Here is a 23,376-nt window from a genome sequence, read left to right as displayed (position 1 = left end):
CCCGAGGACTACCCGACTTCGACGCCGCGCAGGTGAGTTTCCCCTGCGGCAGTGCTTCCGGTCAGGCGGGATCGCCGGAGGGTTGGGCGGTGGGCGGGACGGCCGCCTTCGCCGCGGTTTCGCATTCCGCCGATTCCGGTGGGGTGGTCTTCGCGTCGATCTGTTCGCCGAGGTAGCGCAGGACCACCGCGATCATCGCCACCACCGGGACGGCGAGGAAGGCGCCGGTGATGCCGTAGAGGGAGCCACCCGCGGTGACCGCGAGCAGCACGATCACCGGGTGCAACTCCATGCTGCGGCTCTGCAACACCGGTTGCAGCACATTGCCTTCCAGCTGCTGCACGGCGATCACGACACCCAGCACGATCAGCGCCGTGGTGAAACCGTTGCCGACCAACGCGACGAGCACGGCGAGCGCGCCCGCCACGAACGCGCCGACCATCGGGATGAAACCGCCGACGAAGGTGATCACCGACAGCACCAGCGCCAACGGCACATCGAGGATGAACAGGGCAGCGCCGATGAGCACGGCGTCGACGAAACTGACGATCGCCTGGGTGCGGATGAACCCGCCGAGGGTCCCCCAGACCCGCTCGAGCACGGCCTCGAGGTGGCGGCCGCTGCGGTTGCCACACACGAGGTTCATCCAGGGCAGCAGGCGCGGACCGTCCTTCAGGAAGAAGAACACCAGAACCAGCACCAGGAACACCGCGATCAGCACCGAGGTGGCGGTGGATACACCGGTGAAGACGCCGTTGGCGATCTGGGTGCCACTGGACTGCAGTCGCGACACGATGGCGTCGACGGCGGAGTCGAGCTGTTCGTCGCGAATGTTCAGCGGCGGACCCTGGATCCAGTCACGCACCTGGTTCACGCCCGCGGTCGACTTGTCCGCCAGTTCCGGTGCCTGATCGGCGACCGACGGCACGATCAGCGCGATGACGCCCGCCACCAGCGCGAGGAAACTCACCAGCGTGATCGTCGCGGCCAATGCGGGCCGCAACCCGTGCGCGGTGAGCCACCTGGTCGCGGGCCACAGGATCGTGGTCACCACGACCGCCAGCGCGACCGGCAACAGCACCACCCACAGCCGCGCCACGATCGTGCCGAGCACCCACGCACCCGCCGCGATCGCGACGATGCACAGTGCCCATTTGGCCAGCCACAGCAGTCCGCCACCGATCACCTCGCCTCGGTCGCGGCCCTGCTGTCCGTCCGTTCGCGCCGTAACGCTCGCATTCCCCATCGCGCCCACGCCGCTAGTCTGGCATGCGCCCCGGCGCCCCCGCATGATGAGCATTCCCCGTCGGCGCGCCTCGACGGTGGCCGGCCCCAGGTCCGTGCCGTGCCGGGACGGCTCGGTGAGCCACCGGATGCACCATCGCGCAGGCGGGCATTCGCGCAGTTCGGCGAGGATAATCGAAGTGGGACGAAGTTGCGGCACCACCACCAGGAGCGAGCAATGATCCACAGTCATCGGGCGTTTTCCCATTTGGTCCGCGCCACGGGCGAAGACAATTTCGGCGACGATCAGTTACGGCACGCGGCCTGGGTCGCGCGGTGTGTGGGCCGCCTGCGCACCTGCCCGCTGCGCGTCGAGGACTACGACGAACTCGCCGACCGTTTCGAGCCGAAACCCCTGGTCGCCGGGTCGTCGCTGTTCGTCGCCGGGGCCGCGTCGGAGGGGGTGTGGTTCGTCCGGCAGGGCCTGGTCGAGTTGTCGGTCGGCTCGGCGCAAGAGCAAACGGTCATCGACGTCCTGCGCCCCGGCGACCTCGACGGCGACCTCGCCCTGCTGCTCGAAACGCCGCCGCCCTACACCGCCCGCGCCCGCACCGATTCGCACTGCCTGTTCCTACCGGCCGCTGCCTTCGACGCACTCCTGGCCGACCACCCCGATATCTCCCGCCGCTGGCTCACGAGCGTGGCGAAACGCCTCGCCGCCGGTCAGGGCCGTCTCATCAACATGCTCGGTCGCCCGCTGCCCACCCAGCTCGCCCAGCTCCTGCTCGACGAAGCCGTCGACAACACGGTCGATCTGCCGCACCGCACGCTCGCCGCCATGCTCGGCACCTCTGTCCCCACCCTGAACAAGGCACTCAAAGAATTCGACCGGGACGATCTGATCACGCTCCACGACCCGACGATCACCCTGACCTCCCTCGACCGCCTCCACCACCTCGAGTCCTCACACTGACCGGATTCTCTTCCGACACACGATCATTCCGCTCTCGCGTTCGCAACACTCCGCGCTGCTCCGGCGGCGAGCGAAGAGTTCTCACCACCGCTCCGGAGGCCCGGCATCGGTGAATCATGTGACGGCCTCGACCACCGCACCTACCCCCAGAGCAGTCCGCCCGCCGAACCACCCGGCGGGCGGCACTCGCACCCGCCGGGACCGGAATTCGGCTCAGATCTCCGCCAACTGGTGGTCGGTGACGTGGGCGGTCAGGTAACGCAGGTGATCGCTGGAGTCGCCGAGGGTGTGTTCGATGGCGGTGAGGCGGGCGGTGTAGTGGCCGACGGGGTACTCGGCGGTCATGCCGATACCACCGTGCATCTGGATGGCTTCCTGGCCGATGTGCCTGCCGGAGCGGCCGATGCGCAGTTTCGCGCGGGCGGCGACCAGCGGGTCGGCGATGCCGTCGGCCAGAGACATCGAGGCGTACAGGCTCATGCTCCTGGCGAGCTCCAGCGAGACGTACATGTCGGCGGCGCGGTGGGTGAGCGTCTGGAAGGTACGCAGTGCGACCCCGAACTGTTTGCGGGTGCCCAGGTACTCGGTGGTCAGCCGCAGCGCTTCGGACATGGCACCGACCGCTTCGGCGCCCAGCGCGGCCTGGGCGGTGACGATCATTTCGCCGATCACATCGGCGGCGTCGACCGGGGTGCCGAGGGGTTCGGCGGTGGCGCTGTCGAAGGTGAGGTCGGCACCGCGGCGCCCGTCGTGGGTGCGGAAGGCGGTGACGGTGACGCCCGGATCGGTCGGTTCGATCAGGAACAGGCCGGTGCCGCCGTCGGGCAGCGCCGCGCTGACGATGAACTGGTCGGCGGAATCAGCGGCGGCGACCGGATGCTTGCGACCGGTCACCCGCCAGCCGTCACCGTCGCGGGTCGCCCGGGTGGACACCGCGGCGGACGGTGGCCGCATCCCCGGCTCGACATGGGCGAAGACCGGCCTGCGCTCGCCTGCCGCGATCTCGGGCAGCAGCTGTTTGCGTTGTTGCGCGGAGCCTGCCCGGGTGATGACGGCGCCGGGGATCAGCGCGCAGTCGAGCACCGGTTCCGGTGCGAGCGCACGCCCGAGTTCTTCCAGCACGAGCATGGTCTCGATCGGGCCGGCGTCTAGTCCGCCGTCGTCGGCGGGGATGGTGAGCCCGAGCAGGCCGATCTCGGCGAAGGTCGACCACACCTGTGGATCCCAGCCGGGGTCGGTGGCGACGACGGTGGCGCGCCGTTCGTGGGTGTAGTGCCGGGTGAGGACGCTACGGACGGTGTCGCGCAGCATGTCCTGTTCGGTGGTGAATTCGAAATCCATTGCGCTGTCTCACAGTCCGAGGATCGTCGAGGCGATGATGCTGCGCTGCACCTCGCTGGATCCTCCGTAGATCGAAGTCTTGCGGTAGTTGAGGTAGGTGGCGGTGCTGCGCCGCGCCCAGTCGGGTGTATCGGTCTCGCGGGCCAGCGAGTCCGGACCGGCGATGTCGACGAGCAGTTCGGTGACCGCCTGCTGGAGTTCGGTGCCGCGCAGTTTGAGAATCGAGGACACCGGGTTCGGTGCGCCGTCGGCGGAACCGGCGACGACCCGCGCCTGCACGAGTTCGAGTGCGATCAGCTCGTTTTCGAGTTCGGCGATGCGGGCGGCGAACATCGGGTCGTCGAGCAGGGTGCCGGATCCGAGCCGGGTCTGCTTGGCGTGTTCCTTGGCCAGCCACAGCCGCACCTTGGTCTGGCCGACGGCGGCGATGCCGGTGCGTTCGTTGCCGAGCAGGAATTTGGCGTAGGTCCAGCCCTGGTTCTCCTGGCCGACGAGCTGGTCGGCGGGCACCCGCACGTCCTCGAGGAATACCTCGTTCACCTCGAAGCCGCCGTCGATCAACTCGATCGGGCGGACGGTGACGCCCGGTGTGTCCAGCGGGAACAGCAGCATCGAGATGCCCGCTTGCTTCTTGGGCGCGTTCGGATCGGTGCGGGCCAGGCAGAACATCCAGTCCGCGCTCTGCGCGGCGGTGGTCCAGGTCTTCTGGCCGTTGATCACGTAGTCGTCGCCGTCGCGGACGGCGACCGTGCGCAGGGAGGCGAGGTCGGAACCGGCCTCGGGTTCGGAGAAGCCCTGGCACCACCAGATGTCGAGATTCGCGGTCGCAGGCAGGAAGCGCTGCTTCATCTCCGGCGCACCGAACTGGGCGATGACCGGCCCGATCATGTTGGTGTTGAAGGTGAGCGGTTCGGGGACCGAGGCGAGCTGCATCTCGTCGTGCCAGATATGGCGCTGCACGGGGGTCCAGTCGCGGCCGCCCCATTCGACCGGCCAGTGCGGCACCGCGAGCCCGTGCGCGTTGAGGATGCGCTGGGTGGTGACGATGTCGTCCTTGGTGACCTCGGCCATGTGCCGGGTGCGATTACGGATGTCTTCGGGAATTTCGTGCCGGAAGAAGGCACGCAGCTCGTCGCGGAAGGCGAGCTCGTCCTCGGTGAGTGCCAATTGCATGCTCGGGAATGTTACACAGGGAGCGATATGTTTCAAATACCCTCGGCGGCCTATGCTGTCCCCTGTGACGCGAACCGAAGGAACCCGGGCGCCCGGACGGCCGGCCGCGGCCACCCGCGACGATGTGCTGCGCGTCGCGATCGACACGTTCCTCGCGGGCAAGCGCGTCGACGTCAACGCCATCGCCGCCCAGCTCGGCCTCGGGCGCACCAGCATCTACCGGTGGTTCGGCTCCCGCGACGGCCTGCTCGGCGCCGCGATCGCCCACCAGCTCGAGCGCATGGTCGCCCACACCGCCCGGACGTGCCGGGCGACCGGCGCGGAACGCCTCAACGAGATCCTGGACCGCTGCATCCACTGGCTGGTCGAGGACGATTCACTGCGCACCTATTTCGACAACGAGTCGACCAGCGCCCTGCGTTTGATCACCCGCAGCGACGGCCTCGTCCACCAGACCGCGGTCGCGGTCGTCGCGGGCCTGATCGAACGCGCCGAGGCCGAGGGCTATCAGCCGCCCATCGTCCGCGACACCTTGGCCTACGCCCTGGTGCGGCTGTGGGAAGCGTTCCTGTACAACGACGCGGTCGCCGGTTTCCGCGGGGATGTGGACCGGCTCCAACAGGTGCAGGCGGCGCTCCTCCGAGCCTGACCTGCGGCGGGTCGTTGGTGCCTCCGGCTGATGCGGGACAATGACCAGGTGAGCACGCACAGCGACCTGGACTCCGCTCTCGACCTGCGGGTATTGCCCGAGGTCGAGTGGCAGGCCGCCGCGTCCGCGCACCGGGAGAGACTCGATCGGCTGGTCGGCCCGTATCTGGAGCGGCGGGCGGCGGGGACGGCGCATCCGGTCATCGATTTCTTGTTCACCTACTACGGGAACAAGCCCGCGCAGTTGCGGCGGTGGCATCCGGGGTTCGGGATCGGTTTGCGGGGAGCGCGGGAGTACGCGGGGGCTCGCGGGTATCACCGGGTGGATGGCGATGTGTTCACGGCCGATCCGGCTTATCTGGTGAAGCGGCGGGAAACGGTGGAGTTCGTCGGGCGGTTGTTGACCGCTACCGCGACGCGTCCGGCGCAGCTGTCGTGCTTCGGGTTGCACGAGTGGGCGATGGTGTACCGCACCGACGAGGTGCGCCATCAGCAGGTGCCGTTGCGGTTGGGGCATGCGGGGACCGATGCGGTGGTGGAGTCGATGTCGTTGCGGTGCACGCACTTCGACGCGTTCCGGTTCTTCACCCCGGACGCGGTGGGGCGCAATGCCGAGCCGCTGACCCGCGCCGACCAGGTGCGACGGGAACAACCCGGCTGCCTCCACGCGAACATGGATCTCTACAAATGGGGTTTCAAGCTGGCCCCGCTGATCCCCTCGGACCTGCTGCTCGATTGTTTCGAACTCGCCTGCACCGCACGAGAACTCGACATGCGCGCCAGCCCGTACGACCTGCGGGAATTCGGCTACGAACCAGTCCGCGTCGAAACCCCCAACGGCCGTGCGGAATACGTGCGCGCCCAAGCCGCCGTCGCCGAAACCGCCGACACGCTACGCACACGATTACGCGAATCCTGCACCGAACTGTCGGCCACCCTCGAGCGGCTCGCCGCCTAACCGCCGCGCCGCAGCACGACAGCACTCGCGCACAGCGCGACCGCCACCGCGACCCACGGCGCACTCCCCCCGGGCACCAGATCGATCAGCGCACCGGTGACCACGGAGCCGATCAGCACACCCACCCCGCCGATGGACGCGAGCAACCCGTAGTACGACCCGAGCCGCCGCTCACCGGCGATGCGCCCCACCATGTCCCGCGACACCGGGAGCACGATCATCTGCCCGAGCGCCAGCAGCAGCACGAACACCGCCGCCGGAATCAGCCCCGCCACCCCGTGCCACCGGGCGGGCGCGCACACCGCCATCACCAGGAACGCGGTCGCCATCACCAGGAGCCCGACCGGCAGGGCGGTGGCCGAACGCGCCCGCCGGGTCACCGGCAACTGCGCGAGCACCACGAACAGCGACGAGAGCGCGAAGAACCAGCCGAGCGGCGCCTGCGAACCCCATGCTCGTTCCACCTCGAGCGGCAGCAGCAGATACAGCTGGTTGTAGGCGACCAACTGCGTACTCATCGCCACCGCGAACACGAAAAACCGCTTGTTGGCGAGCACTTCCCGCCAGCCTTCGCGCCAGGTGCTGTGCGCACCGGGTGTCCGGGGCAACCACCGCAGATGCGCGAGCAGGATCACCACGAAGACCCCGGCCGCGACCAGGCACGCCACCGCGAAGTCGGCGGCGAGCAGCAGGGCTCCGAGCAGCGGCCCGGTGAATGCCCCCACCTGCCCGAATGCGGAGAACAACGCGAACGCCTCGGTGCGTGCCCGCCCCGCGCTCCCGGCCGCGCTGGCGAGCGCGCTTTCGACTGCGGGTGAGAACAACGCGCCTGCGAACCCGATCAGCACGGTCGCCGCCACGATGCCCGGCACCGAGGTGACCGCTGCGAGGCCGACGAACCCTGTTATGCGACAAAGGCATCCGGCGACGACCACGGGTCGCACACCCCACCGGTCGGCCAGCGAACCACCGACGAAGAACAACCCCTGCTGAGAGAAGGTGCGCAACCCGAGCACCGCCCCGACGAACGCCGCGCGCAGCCCGAGATCCTCGGTCAGGTACACCGACAGGTACGGCAGCACCATGAAGAAGCCGACGTTGAACGCCAGCTGGGTGAGGACGAGCAACCGCACCGCCGGAGTGGCCGCGACCAGATCACGCGACAGCGACCACCGGTCGAGCAGCGGCCGACCCGAACCCGGCACCGCGGATCAGGGTGCGGAGACCGGGACCGGCCCCGGTTCGAACAGGATGGACAACCGGCCCTTCGTCGCGTCGGCGATCACCTCGGCGCGCACGTTGTACACCTCGGCGATCAGTTCGGCGGTCAGGACGTCGACCGGCGGACCACCGGCCACGACCCGGCCCTCCTTCAACACGACCACCGCGTCGCAGAACATGGCGGCCAGGTTCAGATCGTGCAGGGCGATCACGCTGGTCACCGGCAGCCGGGTGACCAGGGCGAGCAATTCGAGCTGATGGTGGATGTCGAGGTGGTTGGTCGGCTCGTCGAGCAGCAGCTCACGCGGTTCCTGCGCCAGTGCCCGCGCGATCTGCACACGCTGCTTCTCACCACCGGAGAGCCGGTGCCACAACCGGTCCGCCTTCGCCGTGAGGCCGGTGTGTTCGAGCGCGGCGGCCACCGCGGCTTCGTCGGCGGCGGTGTTGCCGCCGAAGGCGCCGCGATGCGGGATGCGGCCGAGGCGGACCACGTCGGCGACGGTGATGTCGACGTCGGTGTCGGCGTGCTGACTCACCACGGCGACCGCCCGCGCGATCTGCCTGCGTTTGACGGTGGTGAGGTCGTCACCGTCGAGGGTCACCACGCCGGAGGTCGGCCGCACCACCCCGTTGAGAAGCCGCAACAACGAGGACTTCCCGGACCCGTTGGGACCGAGCAGGCCGACGGTCTCCCCCGGCGACGGCGTGAGACTCACCCCGTCGACGACGAGCGACCCACCCCGGTCCCAGGTGACGTTGCGCGCGTGCAGCGTCATCGCACACTCCTTCGCCGCGACAGAATGACGATGAACGCCGGCACACCCACCAGGGCCGTCCCAACCCCGACCGGCAGCGGGGTCGGCGCGAACGCCACCCGTGAGATCGCGTCCACCCACACCATGAACACCGCGCCGAGCAGCGCGGTCGCCGGAACCAACCGGCTGTGGCGGGGACCCACCAGGAACCGCGCCGCGTGCGGAAGGACAAGCCCGACGAACCCGATCGCGCCCGCGACGCTGACCAGGGTCGCGGTGATGAGCGCGGTCACGATCAGCAACAGCATGCGCACCTTGGCGACGGCGATGCCCAGCGAGGCAGCCACATCGTCACCGAAGGAGAAGGCGTCGAGCACGTAGGCGAAGTACAGGCACACCGCCGCACCCGCCAGCACGACGATCGCGCACAGCGTCACGTCGTCCCAGCGCACCCCTTCCAGCGAGCCGAGCAGCCAGAACATCACGCCGCGTGTCTCATCGGAGTCGGCGAACGCGAAGATGACGAACGAGGTGAGCGCGGAGAACAACTGGGTGCTCGCCACGCCCGCCAGGATCACCCGGTCATTGCTGCCACCGGACATGCGGGCCAGCAGCAGCACCAGCCCGAAGGCGACGAGCGAACCGAGGAACGCCCCGCCCGACAACCCGAGCGCCGCCCCACCCACCCCGAGCACACCGACGATCACCGCACCGGTCGACGCACCGGAGGAGATACCGAGGACGAACGGGTCGGCCAGCGGGTTGCGCAGCAGCGACTGCATGATCACACCGCAGATGCCGAGCCCGGCACCGCACGCGGCGGCGACCAGGGCCCGCGGCAGGCGTTCCTCCCACACGATCGCGTTCTTCGACACCCGCACGGGGACATCGGTGAGCCCGAGGTGGTTCAGCAGCACATCGCGCACGTTCACCGGCGAGATGTCGGCCGGGCCGAGGGTGACGGCGATCAGGATCGACACCGCGAGCGCGGCGAACCCACCGACGACGATCAGCGACCAGAGCACCAGGGGACGCTCCCGAGCCGGACCGACGGTCGTGCGTGCCTGCTCGCGCACGGTACTCAGTTGGGCACCTTCAGTTCGCGCAGGCCGGCGGCCACCTTCTCCAGGCCGTCGACGGCGCGGATGGACGGATTCATCTCGGCGCCGTGCAGCGCGATGTAGCGCTTGGCGCGGACGGCCTCGAGGTCGCGGGTGACGGGATCGGCTTCGAGGAAGGCGGTCTTGTCGGCCAGCCGGTCACCGGGGAAACGGTTGCGCAGCAGGTCACCGAGGACGAGCACGTCGGGGTTGCGGTCGACCAGGGTCTCCCAGCCGACGGCGGGCCAGTCGTCGGTGAGGTCGGCGAAGACATTGGTCGCGCCGACCGTGGTGGCGAGCAGGTTCGCCGAGCCGAGACCGCCCGCGACATAGGGGCTCTTGGTGTCGGCGAACCAGAACGCCATCGAGACGTCCGACTTCGTGATCCCCGCTACGGCCGCGTCCGCCCGGGTGCGCAGCTCCGCGATGAGCCGGTCGCCGCGGTCGGTCACGTCGAAGACGGTCGCCAGTTCGCGGATCTCCTGATACAGCGAGTCCATGGTCAGCGGGTTGGTTCGCTTACCGCCGCCGTTGATGCTCACCCCGTTGTCACAATCGGTGGGCGACAGATAGGTGTCGATGCCGGTTTCGGCGAACCGGGCACGATCGGCGACGCCGCCCTGCTTGAAGTGCCTGCCGAACGACGCGGTGACGAAGTCCGGGTCGGTGTCGAGGACGACCTCGTAGGTGGGGGCGTTGTCGGCCAGGCGCGGCACCGACTTGTTCGCCTCGGCCAGATTGTCGCGCACCGGATCGGTCCAGGAAGCGGTGCCGACGACCCGGTCACCGAGCCCGAGCGACAGCAGGATCTCGGTGGATCCCTGATCCAGCGACACCACCCGCTGCGGCGGCGCGTCGAGGGTGACGCTGGTCCCGCAGTTGTCCAGCGTGAGCGGATAGCTGGTGCGGCCTTCGCCGCCTGCCGCCGCGCCGGGACCCGCGACCTGCTCGGATTCGCCGCAGGCGACGAGCGCGCTCGCCACCGCGGCGGTGACACAAACCAGACCGATCCGACCCACAGACAATTTCACGAAAGGCAGCCTAACCTAAAGTAACTGGTCAGTCGCTGGCGTCCTTCTTTTTCAGATCGATGACGATCTCTTCGGTGGCGGGCTCGGTGACCAGAGCGAAGTCGCCCTCGTGCAACTCGGTGCCCTTGTCGACGGCGATCTCGATGAGTTCCGCACCCCGGTCGGCCCGCAGGATCAGCGGGTCGTCGCGCAGGTCCTTGTAGAGCGAGAAACACATCGCGATCATCACCACGAGGAACGGCAGCGAGACGACCGTCGTCAGCGCCTGCAGGCCGGTCAGCGCACCACCGAGATTGTCGGAATCGGCGATGACCAGCATGATCGCCGCGACCGCACCGGTCGCCGCACCCCAGAAGATGACGATCCAGCGCGACGGTTCGATGCTGCCGCGTTCGGACAGCGTGCCCATCACGATGGAGGCGGCGTCGGCACCGGAGACGAAGAAGATCGCCACGAGGATCATCACCACCACGGTGGTGATCGAGGTGAGCGGGTACTGGTCGAGCAGGTGGAACAGGGCGAAGTTCGAGTCCACCGAACCGTCGGGTTCGGTGAGCGCGCGGTCCTTGGTCTGCTCGGCGATACCCGCGCCACCGAAGACGGCGAACCACAGCAGGCTCACCACGCTCGGCACCAGCAACACACCGGTGACGAACTGGCGGATGGTGCGGCCGCGGCTGATGCGGGCGATGAACATGCCGACAAACGGGGTCCACGAGATCCACCACGCCCAGTAGAAGATCGTCCAGCTCGACAGCCAGGCCTTCATCGCCTCGTCACCGGCGCCGGTGCGCGAGGCCATGGTCGGCAGCATCTCGACGTAGTCACCGAGGGCGATCGGCAGCAGGTTCAGTACGAACAGCGTCGGCCCGGCGATGAACACGAACGCCGCGATGGCAAGGGCCAGCACCATATTGATGTTGGACAGCCACTGGATACCGCGTTCGATACCCGACACCGCCGAGAACACGAACGCCACGGTGAGGCCCGAGATGACGGCGACGAGACCGATCTTGCCGACGCCGTCGATCCAACCGTTGAACTCCATGCCCGCACCGATCTGCAGGGCACCGAGGCCGAGGGAGGCGGCCGAGCCGAACAGGGTCGCGAAGATCGCCATCATGTCGATCGCGCGGCCACCGAGACCGTCGGCGTGGCGGCCGAGCAACGGCCGGAACACCGAGGAGATCAACTGCGAGCGGCCTTTCCGGAAGGTGCCGTAGGCGATGGCGAGGCCGGCGACGGCGTAGATCGCCCACGGGTGCAACGTCCAGTGGAACAGCGTGGTCGCCATCGCGACCTCGGCGGCGGCCGGTGAGCCCGGCTCGGCGGTGTGCGGCGGCGGATTCACGAAGTGCGACAACGGTTCGGCCACACCCCAGAACATCAATCCGATGCCCATGCCCGCGCTGAACATCATGGCGATCCAGGAGACCGTGCGGAATTCGGGCTTCTCGTCGTCGGCGCCGAGCGGGATACGACCGTAGCGGCTCACCGCCAGCCAGATCACGAACACCACGAACGCGGTGGCGACCAGCACGAACAGCCACCCGGTGTTGGTGATGACCCACTTCTGGGCCGAACTCGCCGCAGCGGCGAGGCTTTCGTCGTCGAGTGCACCCCAGGCGACGAAGGCCAGCGCACCGATCGCGGTGGCGGCGAAGACGAATCGATCGAGTCCCGTTTTGCGCGATGCTCCCGGGGGTACCGCTCCCGGTGTCGCGTCGGCGTCACCGGATCTGTCAACAACGTTGTTCGACATGAAGTCCGTAATCCTTTCCGGCCGCACGCACCCGGCCCGCCCAGACGAACCGGCCGGTTGCAGCAACCGTACAGCGCATCGATGCGGACCTCGGGTAAGGCACGACCCAGCCTTGGCTTAGTTCCCCGGAATCACCTCCGGCAATCTTTCGGTTGCTTTACGATTCGCACAGACGACTGTCTGAGTCAGTAGCCGTCGGGGGGCGGATCGAGGAGGCAACGATGCACCTGTGGACTCGGGTCGTGCGCGCGACGGCACCGGCGGCGGTGGCCGCGCTGATCGCGATCGGACTGCCGTCGGGCGCGGCCGCCGATCAGCCCTTCGACCAGCTGGTGCACGAATTCTTCGACATCGGGCGGACATCGGTGCCACGCGCGGAGTGCGGGCCGGGGTCCGCACCGGAGACGGGGCTGCAGGGCGACGTGCCCGCCGCCGACCGGGACAGTGGTCGCAGCGAGCTGGGCTACCACTGCAATATGTCGATGGCAGGCGGATACACTGGGCGCGGAGCCGGAATCACGTCGACCAGTTTCGAACACTGCGTCTACATCGGGTCGTTCTTTCCCGGCACCCTGCTCGGCGAACACCCGGGCGTGCAGGTGCTCGACGTGTCCGATCCGGCGAATCCACGGCACACCGCGACTCTCGCCGAGCCCGCGATGCTGGCCGGCACCTGGGAGACGTTGAAGGTCAACACGACTCGCGAATTGCTCGTCGGCACCGGCGTCCCGCTCGCCATCGGCGCGGGCTTGCTGTCGGTGTACGACATCTCCGATTGCGCGCATCCCCGGTTGCTGAATCCGGGGCCGGGCACGAACCCGGCCATGCCGCTGCCGATCACGACGCACGAGGGCGGCTTCTCCCCCGACGGCCGCACCTACTGGGCCTCGGGCATCGCGCCCGGCCTGCTCAGTGCGATCGATCTGACCGATCCGGCGAATCCGCACGTGATCTGGCAGGGGCTCACCGGGATCGAGGCGCACGGTTTCGGGGTGAGCCCCGACGGGAACCGGCTCTACATCTCCGCGCTCGGCGGGTTCACCGTGCTCGACGTGAGCGCGGTGCAACGTCGCGATCCGAACCCGCAGGTCCCCCATCTCGGGCGCACCTTCTGGACCGACGGCTGGGCCACCCAGCACAGTGTGCCGGTGACCTATGACGGTGTGCCGCATCTGTTCACCGTCGACGAAGGTGGTTCCGGCGGGGTGAAACTCATCGATGTCTCCGACGACACCGCGCCGCGCATCGTGAACAAGATCAAGCTCGAGATCAATCTCGGTGAGCACGTCGACGCCCAGATCGGTTCGGCCATGGGCAATTCGCTGTTCTCCTACGATCCGCACTACTGCACGGCGGACCGCCCGGCGAACCCGACCGCGCTCGCCTGTGGCTGGACTTCCTCCGGCATCCGGGTATTCGACGTGCGCGACCCCGCCGCGATCCGTGAGATCGCCTATTTCAACCCGCCCGCCCGCACCGCACGCAACCTCGAGATCTGGAACTCCCCGCACGCGCTGGCCTCGATCATCGGCATCCCCGCGATGAGTGCGCCCGCCGCACTGCGGGCCATGGCGGACGGGTTGTTCGATCCCGCGCAGGTGTTGTCGGCGCGGGTGGGGCGGATCGCGTTCGGTGATCTGTCGGCGGACTGGTGCATGTCACCGCCCGAGTGGCGGGGAAATCAGTTGTACGTCACCTGTTCCGACAACGGGTTCATGGTGCTGAATCTGGACGAGGCGGTGTATCGGGCGCCCGCCGACCAGGTTTCGACGCTGGGGTCATGAGGGTGATCGCCGATCGCCCGAGGGCTCTCGGGGTGGCGGCCGCGCTGGCGGCAGCCGTGTTCTTCTTCGTCCTCGGCGCGGCGTCGCGCCCGCTGCTCGCTTCCGAAGAATCCGCACCCGCAACGGTGCTGAACTCGACCGAGCTGGGTTTCGTGCAGGACATGACGGCTCATCACCAGCAGGCCATGATCCTCGTGCAACGGCTCGACCCGGCCGTCGACGCGGGGGTGCGTGCGCTCGCCGAACAGATCGCCGACACCCAGCGGGTCGAGATCGGTACCCTGCTCGGCTGGACGCAGCTCGCCGGCGCCGCGCCTACCGCCACCACACCGATGAGCTGGATGACGGCACACCATCATTCGACCGGTCCCGCCACCATGCCCGGGCTGGCGACCCGAGCCGAGCTCGACACTCTCACCACGGCACGAGGTTCCGAGTCCGAGATCTTGTTTCTGCGGCTGATGTACCACCACCACGCGGGCGGAATCACCATGGCCCGCGCCGCCGACGCCCTGCTCACCGAGGGGCCGGTCAAGCAGGCGGCCAGGTCGATGGCGCAGTCGCAGAGCCGCGAAATGGGCTCGCTCGGTGTGCTTCTCGAGTTGCGCGGCGCACGACCGTGAACTATCGGTCGCGGCGGGTGAACATGTCGTTCAACGCGTCCTGACCGAGCTGGTTCTCGGCGTAGGTGAAGGTGCCGCGTTCGGCCAGTTCGCGGGCGGCGTCGAACAGGTGGCGGTACAGCATGCGCGCGATACTGCCGCCGACGGTGACCCGCCGGACACCGAGATCGGCGAGTTCGGCCATGGTGAGGGTGGCGGTGAGTCCCATGACGACATTGAGGGGGCCGTCGAGCTCGCGAACGAGGGTGGCGATGGTTTCGGCGTCGGCGGCGCCGGGAACGAAGACGCAGTCCGCACCCGCCGCGAGATAGGCGTTGCCCCGACGGATCGCCTCGTCCAGCCCGCCACCGACGAGCAGGACGTCGGTACGGCCGACGAGCACGAACGGCGCGCCGCTGGCCGCCACCGCCGCGCGGGCGGCACGCACCCGGTCCACGGCGTGCACCTCCTCGAACAGCGGGGCCGCGCGCTCACCGGTGAAGTCCTCGATATTGCCGCCCGCCGCCCCGGCGGTGATGGCCTCCGCGATGGTGGTCGCCACGGCCTGCGCGTCCGGCCCGTACCCCTCCTCGAGATCGGCGCTCACCGGAACCCCCACCGCACCGGTGATCTCCCCGATCCGGCGCATCATCGTGCCCTTGTCGACCCGCCCGTCCTCCTCCGAGGCGTGAAAGTCGTGATCGGGCCTGCCGTACGAGAACGCGATCCCCGCACTTGTCGTGGCGATCGCCGCAAACCCGGCGGCCTCCAGCACCCGCGCACTCCCCGCATCCCACGCATTGGGCAACAGAAAACACCCCGACCGATGCAGCTCGACAAACGCCTGTGCCCGCTCCCGCTGTCCCGTATCCACCCCTCCATTCAGCCACGCGAATCCGATCCGCGCATCGAGACCACGCCGAACCGCATCGCACCGACGGGGACCGGCGGGGGTGAGGACAACGTTATCGGGCGGCAACTGGGGAGAAAATCGCAGGCAATGGGGGGTGCGGACGATGGGCGGAGTATCGGCGGGCGGAAGGTTGGACGTGGTGGTGAGCGCGCGGGCGGAGATCGTCGCGGTGACGCGGTGCGGGCTGGAACAGGTGCGTGCGCGGATCGCGGCGGGTCTGGAGCCGGTGGGGGTGCGTGAGCTACCGGTGGGCGAGGCTGTCGGGGGAACACTGGCGGTGGCGTTGCGCGCGGCCACACCACTGCCCCGGGTGGACACGGCGGCCATGGACGGTTACGCGGTCGCGGGGCCGGGGCCGTGGTGGCGGGTGCACGAGCAGGTCGGGTACGCGGGGCGGCCCTGCTCGGTGGTGCTCGCTCCGGGCGAGGCGGTGCGGATCGCGACCGGCGCCGCCACCCCGTTGGGCACCACGGCCACTCTGCGCGACGAACACATCGTCACCACCGTGGTGTCCGGCAAACCGGTGGTATTGCGCGCACCCGATGCCCCGGTGCGCGACGACACCCGGCGGCAAGGTGAGAACTGGTCCACCGGAACACAATTGGCGCCCGCGGGCACACGGGTGTCGGCCGCGCTGGTCTCGGCCGCGCTCAGTGCCGAGGCCGAAACCGTCACGGTGCGTGGGCCGTTGCGCGCGGATGTGGTGATGACCGGTGACGAGATCCGGGCAGTCGGCCCGCTCGGTCCGGGCGAGACCCGCGATTCGCTCGGACCGGTACTGCCGGAGTTCCTGCGCTGCTGCGATATCGAGAGCACCGGGCTGTGGCATCTGGCCGACGAACGCGACCTGCTGCGTTCCTGGCTCGCCCTGAAATCGAATGCCGACCTGGTGGTGATGGTCGGGGCAACCGGCCGGGGTGCCGCCGACCACCTGCGCACCCTGCTCGCCGACCTCGGTGCCCGCATCGTCGTGGACCGGGTCGCGATCCGCCCCGGCGGCTCGACCCTCGTCGCCCAGCTCCCCGACGGCCGTGTCCTGCTCGGCCTCCCCGGCAATCCGCTCGCCGCCGTCGCCGCCCTGCTGGCCGTCGGCCCCGCTGTCATCGACGCCCTCACCCTGCGCACCCCCGGCCCGACCATGTGGGGCAGGCTCTCGGACGCAGGCGTGATGGCGGGCGACGCCACCCGCATCGTCCCCGTCCAGCAACAGACCGGCGGCGTCTGGCGCAGCACCGGCCCCGCCCACACTCCCCACCTGGCCGGCCTCATCGGCTGCCAAGCCCTGGCGGTCCTCCCACCCGGCACAGGCCGAGGCACCCTCGTCGAACTGCTCCCCCTCCCCCGCTGACCGAAAGGCTCGGACCGGTGTCGTCTGCCGACACCGGTCCGAGCCCAACGATCATCTGAGGCGACGCGCCACCGATTCCAGCGCTCGGCCCGCGGGTTACGTCTGCTGCGGAGGCTGCCAGGGGCGACCGTACGGGTCGCCGGGCTGGGACTGGGCCGGGCCCACCGGCGGCGGTTCGGGGAGATTTCGTTCCGGTTTGGGCGCAAGGGTTTTCGGCAGCGTCGGTTCGAAGCCCTCGACCGGCTGGCGGGCGGTGGCCTCGGCGGCGCGGACCGCCTGCTCGATCTTCGGGTCCGAGGCGGTCTCGAACCAGTCGGCCACGTCGGAGTCGTCCTCGATCTTCACCGGGGGCGTGTCCTCGGTGTTCGGTTCGTACCGGAACACCCCGTCGTCGCCCTTGGTGGCGAAGTTCTGGGCGAACCCCTCGAGTGCCTTGCCGAAGTCGCTGGGGACCAGCCACACCTTGTTGGCATCGCCCTTCGCCACCATCGGCAGCGTCTGCATGTACTGGTAGGCAAGCAGTTCCGGTGTCGGCTTGCCGTTCTTGATGGCGGCGAACACCTTCTCGATGGCCTTGGCCTGACCCTGGGCCTGCAGGTAGGACGCGGCCCGCTCACCCTGTGCCCGCAGGATGCGGCTCTGCCGCTCACCCTCGGCCGACAGGATCGCCGACTGCTTGGCGCCCTCGGCGGACAGGATCTGGGCCTGCTTGGCGCCCTCGGCGGTCTTGATCTGCGACTCGCGGGTGCCCTCGGCGGTGAGGATCATGGCCCGCTTCTCGCGGTCGGCCTTCATCTGCTTTTCCATCGACTCCTGGATCGACGGCGGCGGATCGATCGACTTCAGCTCCACCCGGGCCACCCGAAGACCCCAGCGGCCGGTGGCTTCGTCGAGCACACCGCGCAGCTGGTTGTTGATCTGGTCGCGCGAGGTCAGCGTCTCCTCGAGCGTCATGCCACCGACCACGTTGCGCAAGGTGGTGACGGTGAGCTGTTCGACGGCGGCGATGTAGTTGCTGATCTCGTACACCGCGGCCTGCGGGCTGGTGACCTGGAAATACACCACCGAGTCGATCTGCAGGGTGAGGTTGTCCTGGGTGATCACCGGCTGCGGCGGGAACGACACCACGCGTTCACGCAAGTCGACTTTGGCGCGCACCCGGTCGGCGAACGGGACGAGGAACGTGAGCTGTCCCGACACCGTGCGCGAGTACCGGCCGAGCCGTTCGATTACCGCCGCCTCGGCCTGCGGAACGAGCGCAATAGATTTGAAAACCACCACCACGACCAGCAGGACGAGGACGGCGGCCACGATCAAGGCAACCATGGACTCTAAGGACCCTTCCAGACGACGGCGGTCGCGCCGTCGATCTTCATCACATAGACGGTCACACCGGCTTCGTAGACTTCGCTCGGATCGAGCGGACGCGCCGTCCACACTTCGCCACCGAGTTTGACCCGGCCCGAATACTCGGCGACGTCCTCGAGAACGAGTGCCGACTTCCCGGTCAGCGCATCGACATTCGTCGGTGTGGGCGGCGGGGTTCCGAACCTGCGGCGCAGCACCGGGCGAACCCCGAGGAACAGCACCCCGGCCATCGCGCCGAAGACGAGCGCGTCACCCCACAGCGGCAGCCCCGCGGTGGCGCTGACGCCCGCGGTGGCCAACGCCGCCACTCCGAGCATGAGCAGCGTGAGATCCCCGGTGAGCATTTCGGCCGCCGCCAGCACAAGGCCCGCGATCAGCCAGACTATTGCGGCCACCACCCAAGCCTAGCCCCGATCGGGCCGTCGCGGGCGGCGTCGCCCGCCCCCGGAGCCGATCTTGTGGTCCAACGGTTTTCGCGCGCCGCTCCCGCTACCCCGGCGCCGACGGCTCTAAGCTCGGGCGGGTGAGTGCGCGTGACATGTACGGCGGCGATATCTACGCAGGCCACAACCGGACGAAGAAGACGCCGGTACCGCAGGTGGCGGCCGAACGGGATCTGGTGGTCGAGGACGCGGCGAGCGGATTCTGCGGTGCCGTAGTCGGTTTCGACCGCAGCTACGACGGTGAGTTCGTGAAACTCGAGGACGGGCGCGGGGCGGTCCGCCTGTTCGCGCTGCGCGAGGCGGCGTTCCTCATCGACGGCAAACCGGTGACGCTCGTGCGCCCGAAGGTCGCCGCACCGAAGCAACCGACCCGTTCCGCGTCCGGCTCGACGCGCGTGGAGGGGTTGCGCGCGCGGGTGGCCCGCGGCAGCCGCATCTGGGTGGAGGGCGTGCACGACGCCGCACTCGTCGAGCGGGTGTGGGGCCACGATCTTCGGGTCGAGGGCGTGGTCGTCGAACATCTCGAGGGTCTCGACAATCTCGGCGCCCGCCTCACCGAGTTCGGGCCCGGTCCAGGGGCGCGGGTCGGGGTGCTCGTCGACCACCTGGTGACCGGTTCCAAGGAGTCCCAGCTCACCACGGGGCTCGGCCCGCACGTCCTGGTCACCGGGCACCCCTTCATCGATGTGTGGCAGGCGGTTCGTCCGGCCGCCGTCGGGATCGAGGCCTGGCCGACGGTGCCGCGCGGTGAGGACTGGAAGACCGGCATCTGCCGCAGGCTCGGCTGGGGTACCCCGCAGGAGGGGTGGCGCCGGGTGTACAACGCGGTCGACTCGTTCCGTGATCTCGAGGCGCCACTGATCGGCGCGGTGGAACGGCTCATCGACTTCGTCACCGAGCCCGAGTAGCTCGACCGCAGGTCAGACCCGGCACACGGATCGGGGCGAACCTTTATGCTCGATGATTATGTGCTCTCCCAGTGCCACGCTGACGGTCTGGGCCGGCTCCTGGCTGGCCGGTACCAGCGCGCCCGACGACGTGCTGGAGTCGCTGCACGCCTGGGCGCCACGCCACACCATCGCCGCAGGCGACCCGGCCACCGGTGGCCGCACCGACTTACCGTGGACCTCCCGCGGCGACCTTCCCGGCACCGGCGCCATGCCGCTGCTCAAGGTCATCCGTGAGGCGATGGCTCCCTCGGGCGCACACCTGCGCCTGGTGCTGCCCGCACCCGGCGACGTGCGCGGCCTGCCGGTGGGCAGCGCCTTCGCGGCGGATGCCATCGATGCGGAGGAGGGCATCCTGATCGGCGTCCCGGGCCAGGAGGGCACCGGTCTGATCCCGCACTGGGACGACGACGACACCCTGCAGTGGACCGTCTACAGCGTGATCGTCCCGCCCGTCGGCGACCCGGACATGACCCTCGGCGCCGCCGAGTACACGATGCGTGAAGCGGTCCGCGACGCCGCCGACGCGCTCATGCAGCTGCACACCACCTCGATCGGCCCGTCCGACGCCGACCCGCGCGAGCAGATCGAAGCCCAACTCGCCGCCTACGCCAAGCACGCCTATCCCGACTCGATTCCGTTGCGCGCCAAGCGGATTCTCGACACGGCCGACCATGTCGCGGCGATTCTCACGGTCGCCGAACACGAACCGGCGTCGTCGCCGACCTCGGCCACGGCCATCGGCGCCCACGAATCACTGCTGCGTCCGCTGTGGAACACGATCCGACAGGCCCGGCTGGTCGCCATCCACGCGGCCGCGCGACCAGCCGCCTGACGCCGGAAAAGGTTGCCCGACAGCTCATCCGACGAGCGGACCGACGGTCAGCGATACGGCTGCTGGTACTGATTCGGGTACGGCGCCCGCTGCGGCGGGTAGGGCATCGGCTGCTGAGGCGGGTACGGACGCGGGTACTGCGCCTGCGGGTACTGCGGCGGATAGGGAGCCTGCGCGTATCCGCCCTGCGGGTGGCCGTAGTTCGGCGGCATCTGCTGCGGGTACGGCTGCTGATGCTGGGCGAACTGCTGCGGCATGTGCTGGGGCGCACCCTGATTCGAGTTGCCACCGAATTTGCGGATCAGCACGATCACCACGATGAGCACGATCACGGCGATGATGATCAGCCACACCCAGTCGGGCAGGCCGACCCCGACGCTCACCCCGCCGCCGCCACCCCGCTTGGCAAAGATCGTTTCCGCCGTGTGGACAGTCTTCATCGGGCCTCCCCCGTCGCGGCTGCTCGACCCTCCCGGCCGAAGAACACCGGCGATGCTAACCCACCTGATTCACCAACGGGGAACCGCCGCTTCAGAATCCATTCAGCGCGGTCTTCATATCCGGATAGTCCAGGACGGTGAGGGTGTCGGCGCGAACCCCGGGGCAGCTGCGGTTGGTGACCTCGTCGACCACGAAGCGGTCGTAGGAGATGGCGGCATTGGCGATGGTGTCGCGCTGCGCCCACAGGCGCATGGCTCCGTTGAACGCCACCCGGCCGACCTCCGGGCCGAGCGCCTTCCAGGTGCCCTGCTGGGAGTCGAGGATGCTGCACAGGCTGTCGACGGTCGGTTGGGAAATGGTCGGCTCGGTCGGTTCGGGGCCGGTCTCGTACCCGGAATCACCGCCGCAGCCGGCCAGGGCGAACGTCCCGGCGACGGGCAGCAGGAGCAGCGCGGCCGCGTGACGGCGTTTTGTCGAGCGCATCGGATGCCTCCGATCTGTCGATCACAACAACCGCCCAGCCTACCCGCGTAGTAGGCGCGGGCGGTGAATGGTTATGCGGTTGTGCTCACGCACGCGCGGGGCGCGGGGGCAGTTCGCAGCAGCCGGGAGCGCACAGCGCGCCGTCGACCGTGCAGCCGTAACCGGGGACTTCGCCCAGCTCACGCACGTCGCCCGCGCTGAGGCGCTCCTGGATCAGCTCCACGATCATCCGGGGGAAACGGGGATCGGTACCGGGCGTGGCGGCGCGCGCGAAGGCCATCCCGAGTTCACCGGCCCTGGTGGCCGCCTCGTTGTCGAGATCCCAGATCACCTCGAGATGATCGGAGACGAATCCCACCGGGCACACGACCACGGACTCGATCCCCTTGGCGTGCAACACATCCAGGTGATCAACGATGTCGGGTTCGAGCCACGGCACCTGTGGCGGCCCGGACCGCGACTGCCACACCACGTCGTACTCGGCGAAACCCGCTGCGGCGGCACACAATCGGGCGGCTTCGGCCACCTGCCTGCTGTAGAGGCGGCCACCGTCGGCCGGCGGTCCCGCGACATTGTCGGCGGCGACGGGGATGGAGTGCGCGGTGAACACCAGACGCGCGCCCTCGCGGTGGTCGGCCGGAAGCTGTTGTACCGCAGCGGTGATCGCGTCGGCGAAGGAGGCGATCAGCAGCGGATGATCGAAATACTGGCGCAGCTTCACCAGTTCGGGCGCGCCCGCACCCACGGCGGCGCGGGCTCGGGCGATGTCCTCGTCGTACTGGCGGCAGCCGGAATACCCACCCCACGCGGAGGTGGGGAAGACCAGGGCCGAGCGCACACCGTCGGCCGTCATCGTGGCGACGGTGTCCTCCACCATCGGATGCCAGTTCCGGTTGCCGAAATACACCGGCAGGTCGAGTCCGGCGTCGGCCAGATCGGCCGCGAGCGCGGTGATGATCTGCCGATTGAGGGCGTTGATCGGCGAGACCCCGCCGAAATGCAGGTAGTGCTCGGCGACCTCGGCCAGTCGTTCCGGCGGCACCCCGCGGCCCCGGGTGACGTTCTCCAGGAACGGGAGCACGTCCTCGGGACCCTCGGGGCCGCCGAACGACAGCAGCAGCAGCGCGTCGGCCATCAGTTGGCGGTGAAGTTCTCCGGGAACCACATGTTGTGGCTCGCGCCGCCGTCCACATAGATGATCGAGCCGGTGGTGGCGGGCAGCCAATCCGAGAGCAGCGCCACGATCGACTTGCCTACGGCGCGCGCGTCGGCACCGTCCCAGCCGATCGGCGACGCGCCGTCCCAGTACTCGTCGAGCTGACGCAGCTGCTTGGCGTCGTCGGTGGCGGTACCGGCGATGGCCTTGGCGGCGAGGGTCTTCACCGGGCCTGCGGCGATCAGATTGGAGCGGATCTTCTTGGCGTAACCCACTTCCCGGGCCACGTACCGGTTCACCGACTCGAGCGCGGCCTTGGACACGCCCATCCAGTTGTAGTACGGCATCGCCACGCGCGGATCGAAGTCCATGCCGACGATCGACCCGCCCTCGTTCATCACCGGCAGCACGGCGCGGGCCAGCGAGGCGTAGCTCCAGGCGGAGATCTCGAAGGACTTGGCCACATCGGGGCCGGGACCCTCGAGGAACGGCACCGCGTCCGGACCCATCAGGGTCTTCGGCGCGAAGGCGATCGAGTGCAGCACGCCGTCGATGCCCTCGGGTGCCAGCTCACGCACGGCGTCGGCCAGCGCGCCCAGGTTCTCCTCGTTGGTGACGTCCAACGGGATGGCCGGGGGCACTTCCTGCGGCAGCCGCTTGGCGATGCGGTCGATGAGGCGCAGCCGCTCGGGGATGCCGGTGATGATCACCTTCGCGCCCTGCTCCTGCGCGACCGCCGCCGCGCTGAACGCGATCGAGGAATCGGTGATGATGCCGGTGATCAGGATGGTCTTGCCTTCGAGCAGTCCGCCCATGGGTTTTCGGTTCTCCTGCGATTCGGGGATGCGGCGGGCTGATCGCCCGCCACGG

Annotated in this window: 23 protein-coding genes; 8 read left to right on the top strand and 15 right to left on the bottom strand. The window is 68.9% G+C overall.

Annotated elements, in window-relative coordinates:
• Positions 1-61: 61 nt before the first annotated feature.
• A complete protein-coding gene (locus AB0F86_RS03730; RefSeq protein ID WP_356984415.1) occupies positions 62-1,246 on the bottom strand; it encodes an AI-2E family transporter in 1,185 nt (394 codons plus the stop codon).
• A 216-nt stretch (positions 1,247-1,462) separates the two neighbouring features.
• On the opposite strand from AB0F86_RS03730, the gene AB0F86_RS03725 reads away from it, so the two are divergent.
• Positions 1,463-2,197 (top strand): Crp/Fnr family transcriptional regulator, encoded by a 735-nt coding sequence (locus tag AB0F86_RS03725; RefSeq protein WP_356984326.1) that lies wholly within the window; start codon positions 1,463-1,465, stop codon positions 2,195-2,197.
• Between the two features lie 213 nt (positions 2,198-2,410).
• Here AB0F86_RS03725 and AB0F86_RS03720 read toward each other — a convergent pair whose 3' ends face one another.
• Both AB0F86_RS03720 and AB0F86_RS03715 read right to left on the bottom strand, forming a co-directional pair.
• Positions 2,411-3,538 carry an acyl-CoA dehydrogenase family protein gene (locus AB0F86_RS03720; protein ID WP_356984324.1) on the bottom strand — a complete coding sequence of 376 codons (1,128 nt, stop codon included), beginning with the start codon at positions 3,536-3,538 and terminating at the stop codon, positions 2,411-2,413.
• 9 nt (positions 3,539-3,547) lie between these two features.
• A complete protein-coding gene (locus AB0F86_RS03715; protein ID WP_356984323.1) occupies positions 3,548-4,711 on the bottom strand; it encodes an acyl-CoA dehydrogenase family protein in 1,164 nt (387 codons plus the stop codon).
• 64 nt (positions 4,712-4,775) lie between these two features.
• Here AB0F86_RS03715 and AB0F86_RS03710 point away from each other — a divergent pair, with 64 nt between their 5' ends.
• Entirely contained in the window at positions 4,776-5,360 is a 585-nt protein-coding gene (locus tag AB0F86_RS03710; protein WP_225280755.1) for a QsdR family transcriptional regulator, read from the top strand.
• A gap of 48 nt (positions 5,361-5,408) precedes the next feature.
• The gene (locus AB0F86_RS03705) at positions 5,409-6,317 is read left to right on the top strand and encodes a 3-methyladenine DNA glycosylase (RefSeq protein WP_356984321.1); all 909 of its coding nucleotides are present in this window, start codon (positions 5,409-5,411) and stop codon (positions 6,315-6,317) included.
• On the opposite strand, the gene AB0F86_RS03700 is transcribed toward AB0F86_RS03705, so the two are convergent.
• The 5 genes from AB0F86_RS03700 to AB0F86_RS03680 are packed head-to-tail and all read right to left on the bottom strand — an operon-like array spanning position 6,314 to position 12,186.
• The gene (locus tag AB0F86_RS03700) at positions 6,314-7,522 is read right to left on the bottom strand and encodes an MFS transporter (RefSeq protein WP_356984320.1); all 1,209 of its coding nucleotides are present in this window, start codon (positions 7,520-7,522) and stop codon (positions 6,314-6,316) included. The genes AB0F86_RS03705 and AB0F86_RS03700 overlap by 4 nt on opposite strands.
• A gap of 6 nt (positions 7,523-7,528) precedes the next feature.
• On the bottom strand, positions 7,529-8,314 hold the full coding sequence (locus tag AB0F86_RS03695) for an ABC transporter ATP-binding protein (protein ID WP_356984318.1): 786 nt from the start codon (positions 8,312-8,314) through the stop codon (positions 7,529-7,531).
• The gene (locus tag AB0F86_RS03690; protein WP_181698147.1) at positions 8,311-9,318 is read right to left on the bottom strand and encodes an iron chelate uptake ABC transporter family permease subunit; all 1,008 of its coding nucleotides are present in this window, start codon (positions 9,316-9,318) and stop codon (positions 8,311-8,313) included. Before AB0F86_RS03690 ends, AB0F86_RS03695 begins: the two co-directional genes overlap by 4 nt.
• Positions 9,319-9,374: 56 nt before the next feature.
• Positions 9,375-10,424 carry an ABC transporter substrate-binding protein gene (locus AB0F86_RS03685; protein WP_225280714.1) on the bottom strand — a complete coding sequence of 350 codons (1,050 nt, stop codon included), beginning with the start codon at positions 10,422-10,424 and terminating at the stop codon, positions 9,375-9,377.
• A gap of 28 nt (positions 10,425-10,452) precedes the next feature.
• Entirely contained in the window at positions 10,453-12,186 is a 1,734-nt protein-coding gene (locus AB0F86_RS03680) for a BCCT family transporter (protein ID WP_356984316.1), read from the bottom strand.
• Positions 12,187-12,407: 221 nt separating this feature from the next.
• Between AB0F86_RS03680 and AB0F86_RS03675 the strand changes: the two genes are divergently transcribed.
• Together AB0F86_RS03675 and AB0F86_RS03670 are read left to right on the top strand one after the other, a co-directional pair.
• Complete coding sequence (locus AB0F86_RS03675) at positions 12,408-13,970, top strand: hypothetical protein (RefSeq protein WP_356984315.1); 1,563 nt, start codon at positions 12,408-12,410, stop codon at positions 13,968-13,970.
• Entirely contained in the window at positions 13,967-14,593 is a 627-nt protein-coding gene (locus AB0F86_RS03670) for a DUF305 domain-containing protein (RefSeq protein ID WP_356984313.1), read from the top strand. The genes AB0F86_RS03675 and AB0F86_RS03670 overlap by 4 nt, the downstream gene beginning before the upstream one ends.
• Before the next feature lies 1 nt (position 14,594).
• Here the strand turns inward: AB0F86_RS03670 and AB0F86_RS03665 are convergent, their stop codons facing one another.
• On the bottom strand, positions 14,595-15,446 hold the full coding sequence (locus AB0F86_RS03665; protein WP_356984311.1) for an isocitrate lyase/phosphoenolpyruvate mutase family protein: 852 nt from the start codon (positions 15,444-15,446) through the stop codon (positions 14,595-14,597).
• 142 nt (positions 15,447-15,588) lie between these two features.
• On the opposite strand from AB0F86_RS03665, the gene AB0F86_RS03660 reads away from it, so the two are divergent.
• Entirely contained in the window at positions 15,589-16,833 is a 1,245-nt protein-coding gene (locus AB0F86_RS03660) for a molybdopterin-binding protein (protein WP_356984310.1), read from the top strand.
• A gap of 96 nt (positions 16,834-16,929) precedes the next feature.
• Here AB0F86_RS03660 and AB0F86_RS03655 read toward each other — a convergent pair whose 3' ends face one another.
• Together AB0F86_RS03655 and AB0F86_RS03650 are read right to left on the bottom strand one after the other, a co-directional pair.
• Positions 16,930-18,159, bottom strand: a complete 1,230-nt coding sequence (locus tag AB0F86_RS03655; RefSeq protein WP_225280708.1) for an SPFH domain-containing protein — start codon at positions 18,157-18,159, stop codon at positions 16,930-16,932.
• Positions 18,160-18,164: 5 nt separating this feature from the next.
• Entirely contained in the window at positions 18,165-18,596 is a 432-nt protein-coding gene (locus AB0F86_RS03650; RefSeq protein WP_181698093.1) for an NfeD family protein, read from the bottom strand.
• Positions 18,597-18,739: 143 nt separating this feature from the next.
• Here AB0F86_RS03650 and AB0F86_RS03645 point away from each other — a divergent pair, with 143 nt between their 5' ends.
• Positions 18,740-19,552, top strand: coding sequence for a DUF3097 domain-containing protein (locus AB0F86_RS03645; RefSeq protein ID WP_225280839.1), 813 nt, complete (start codon positions 18,740-18,742; stop codon positions 19,550-19,552).
• 58 nt (positions 19,553-19,610) lie between these two features.
• Positions 19,611-20,426 carry a hypothetical protein gene (locus AB0F86_RS03640; protein WP_181698092.1) on the top strand — a complete coding sequence of 272 codons (816 nt, stop codon included), beginning with the start codon at positions 19,611-19,613 and terminating at the stop codon, positions 20,424-20,426.
• A gap of 47 nt (positions 20,427-20,473) precedes the next feature.
• Here the strand turns inward: AB0F86_RS03640 and AB0F86_RS03635 are convergent, their stop codons facing one another.
• The 4 genes from AB0F86_RS03635 to inhA form a co-directional block, all read right to left on the bottom strand.
• Positions 20,474-20,866 (bottom strand): hypothetical protein, encoded by a 393-nt coding sequence (locus AB0F86_RS03635; RefSeq protein WP_225280707.1) that lies wholly within the window; start codon positions 20,864-20,866, stop codon positions 20,474-20,476.
• Between the two features lie 91 nt (positions 20,867-20,957).
• Positions 20,958-21,350: a hypothetical protein gene (locus tag AB0F86_RS03630; protein ID WP_181698090.1), complete on the bottom strand. Its 393-nt coding sequence runs from the start codon at positions 21,348-21,350 to the stop codon at positions 20,958-20,960.
• 85 nt (positions 21,351-21,435) lie between these two features.
• Complete coding sequence (locus tag AB0F86_RS03625; protein WP_356984307.1) at positions 21,436-22,485, bottom strand: ferrochelatase; 1,050 nt, start codon at positions 22,483-22,485, stop codon at positions 21,436-21,438.
• The gene (gene inhA, locus AB0F86_RS03620; RefSeq protein ID WP_225280704.1) at positions 22,485-23,321 is read right to left on the bottom strand and encodes an NADH-dependent enoyl-ACP reductase InhA; all 837 of its coding nucleotides are present in this window, start codon (positions 23,319-23,321) and stop codon (positions 22,485-22,487) included. Before inhA ends, AB0F86_RS03625 begins: the two co-directional genes overlap by 1 nt.
• Positions 23,322-23,376: the final 55 nt, after the last annotated feature.

The organism is Nocardia sp. NPDC023733, assembly GCF_040639775.1.
Lineage (GTDB): Bacteria > Actinomycetota > Actinomycetes > Mycobacteriales > Mycobacteriaceae > Nocardia > Nocardia rosealba.
This window is presented reverse-complemented; position numbering and strand designations above follow the sequence as displayed.

Bases quoted from the DNA above. Each gene is read 5' to 3' on its own strand.
- AB0F86_RS03715 (WP_356984323.1), bottom strand. From the start codon at position 4,711: ATGCAATTGGCACTCACCGAGGACGAGCTCGCCTTCCGCGACGAGCTG.
- AB0F86_RS03670 (WP_356984313.1), top strand. From the start codon at position 13,967: ATGAGGGTGATCGCCGATCGCCCGAGGGCTCTCGGGGTGGCGGCCGCG.
- AB0F86_RS03720 (WP_356984324.1), bottom strand. From the start codon at position 3,538: ATGGATTTCGAATTCACCACCGAACAGGACATGCTGCGCGACACCGTC.
- AB0F86_RS03675 (WP_356984315.1), top strand. From the start codon at position 12,408: ATGCACCTGTGGACTCGGGTCGTGCGCGCGACGGCACCGGCGGCGGTG.
- AB0F86_RS03730 (WP_356984415.1), bottom strand. From the start codon at position 1,246: ATGGGGAATGCGAGCGTTACGGCGCGAACGGACGGACAGCAGGGCCGC.
- AB0F86_RS03655 (WP_225280708.1), bottom strand. From the start codon at position 18,159: ATGGTTGCCTTGATCGTGGCCGCCGTCCTCGTCCTGCTGGTCGTGGTG.
- AB0F86_RS03680 (WP_356984316.1), bottom strand. From the start codon at position 12,186: ATGTCGAACAACGTTGTTGACAGATCCGGTGACGCCGACGCGACACCG.
- AB0F86_RS03630 (WP_181698090.1), bottom strand. From the start codon at position 21,350: ATGCGCTCGACAAAACGCCGTCACGCGGCCGCGCTGCTCCTGCTGCCC.
- AB0F86_RS03695 (WP_356984318.1), bottom strand. From the start codon at position 8,314: ATGACGCTGCACGCGCGCAACGTCACCTGGGACCGGGGTGGGTCGCTC.
- AB0F86_RS03725 (WP_356984326.1), top strand. From the start codon at position 1,463: ATGATCCACAGTCATCGGGCGTTTTCCCATTTGGTCCGCGCCACGGGC.
- AB0F86_RS03625 (WP_356984307.1), bottom strand. From the start codon at position 22,485: ATGGCCGACGCGCTGCTGCTGCTGTCGTTCGGCGGCCCCGAGGGTCCC.
- AB0F86_RS03635 (WP_225280707.1), bottom strand. From the start codon at position 20,866: ATGAAGACTGTCCACACGGCGGAAACGATCTTTGCCAAGCGGGGTGGC.
- AB0F86_RS03645 (WP_225280839.1), top strand. From the start codon at position 18,740: ATGTACGGCGGCGATATCTACGCAGGCCACAACCGGACGAAGAAGACG.
- inhA (WP_225280704.1), bottom strand. From the start codon at position 23,321: ATGGGCGGACTGCTCGAAGGCAAGACCATCCTGATCACCGGCATCATC.
- AB0F86_RS03640 (WP_181698092.1), top strand. From the start codon at position 19,611: ATGTGCTCTCCCAGTGCCACGCTGACGGTCTGGGCCGGCTCCTGGCTG.
- AB0F86_RS03660 (WP_356984310.1), top strand. From the start codon at position 15,589: ATGGGCGGAGTATCGGCGGGCGGAAGGTTGGACGTGGTGGTGAGCGCG.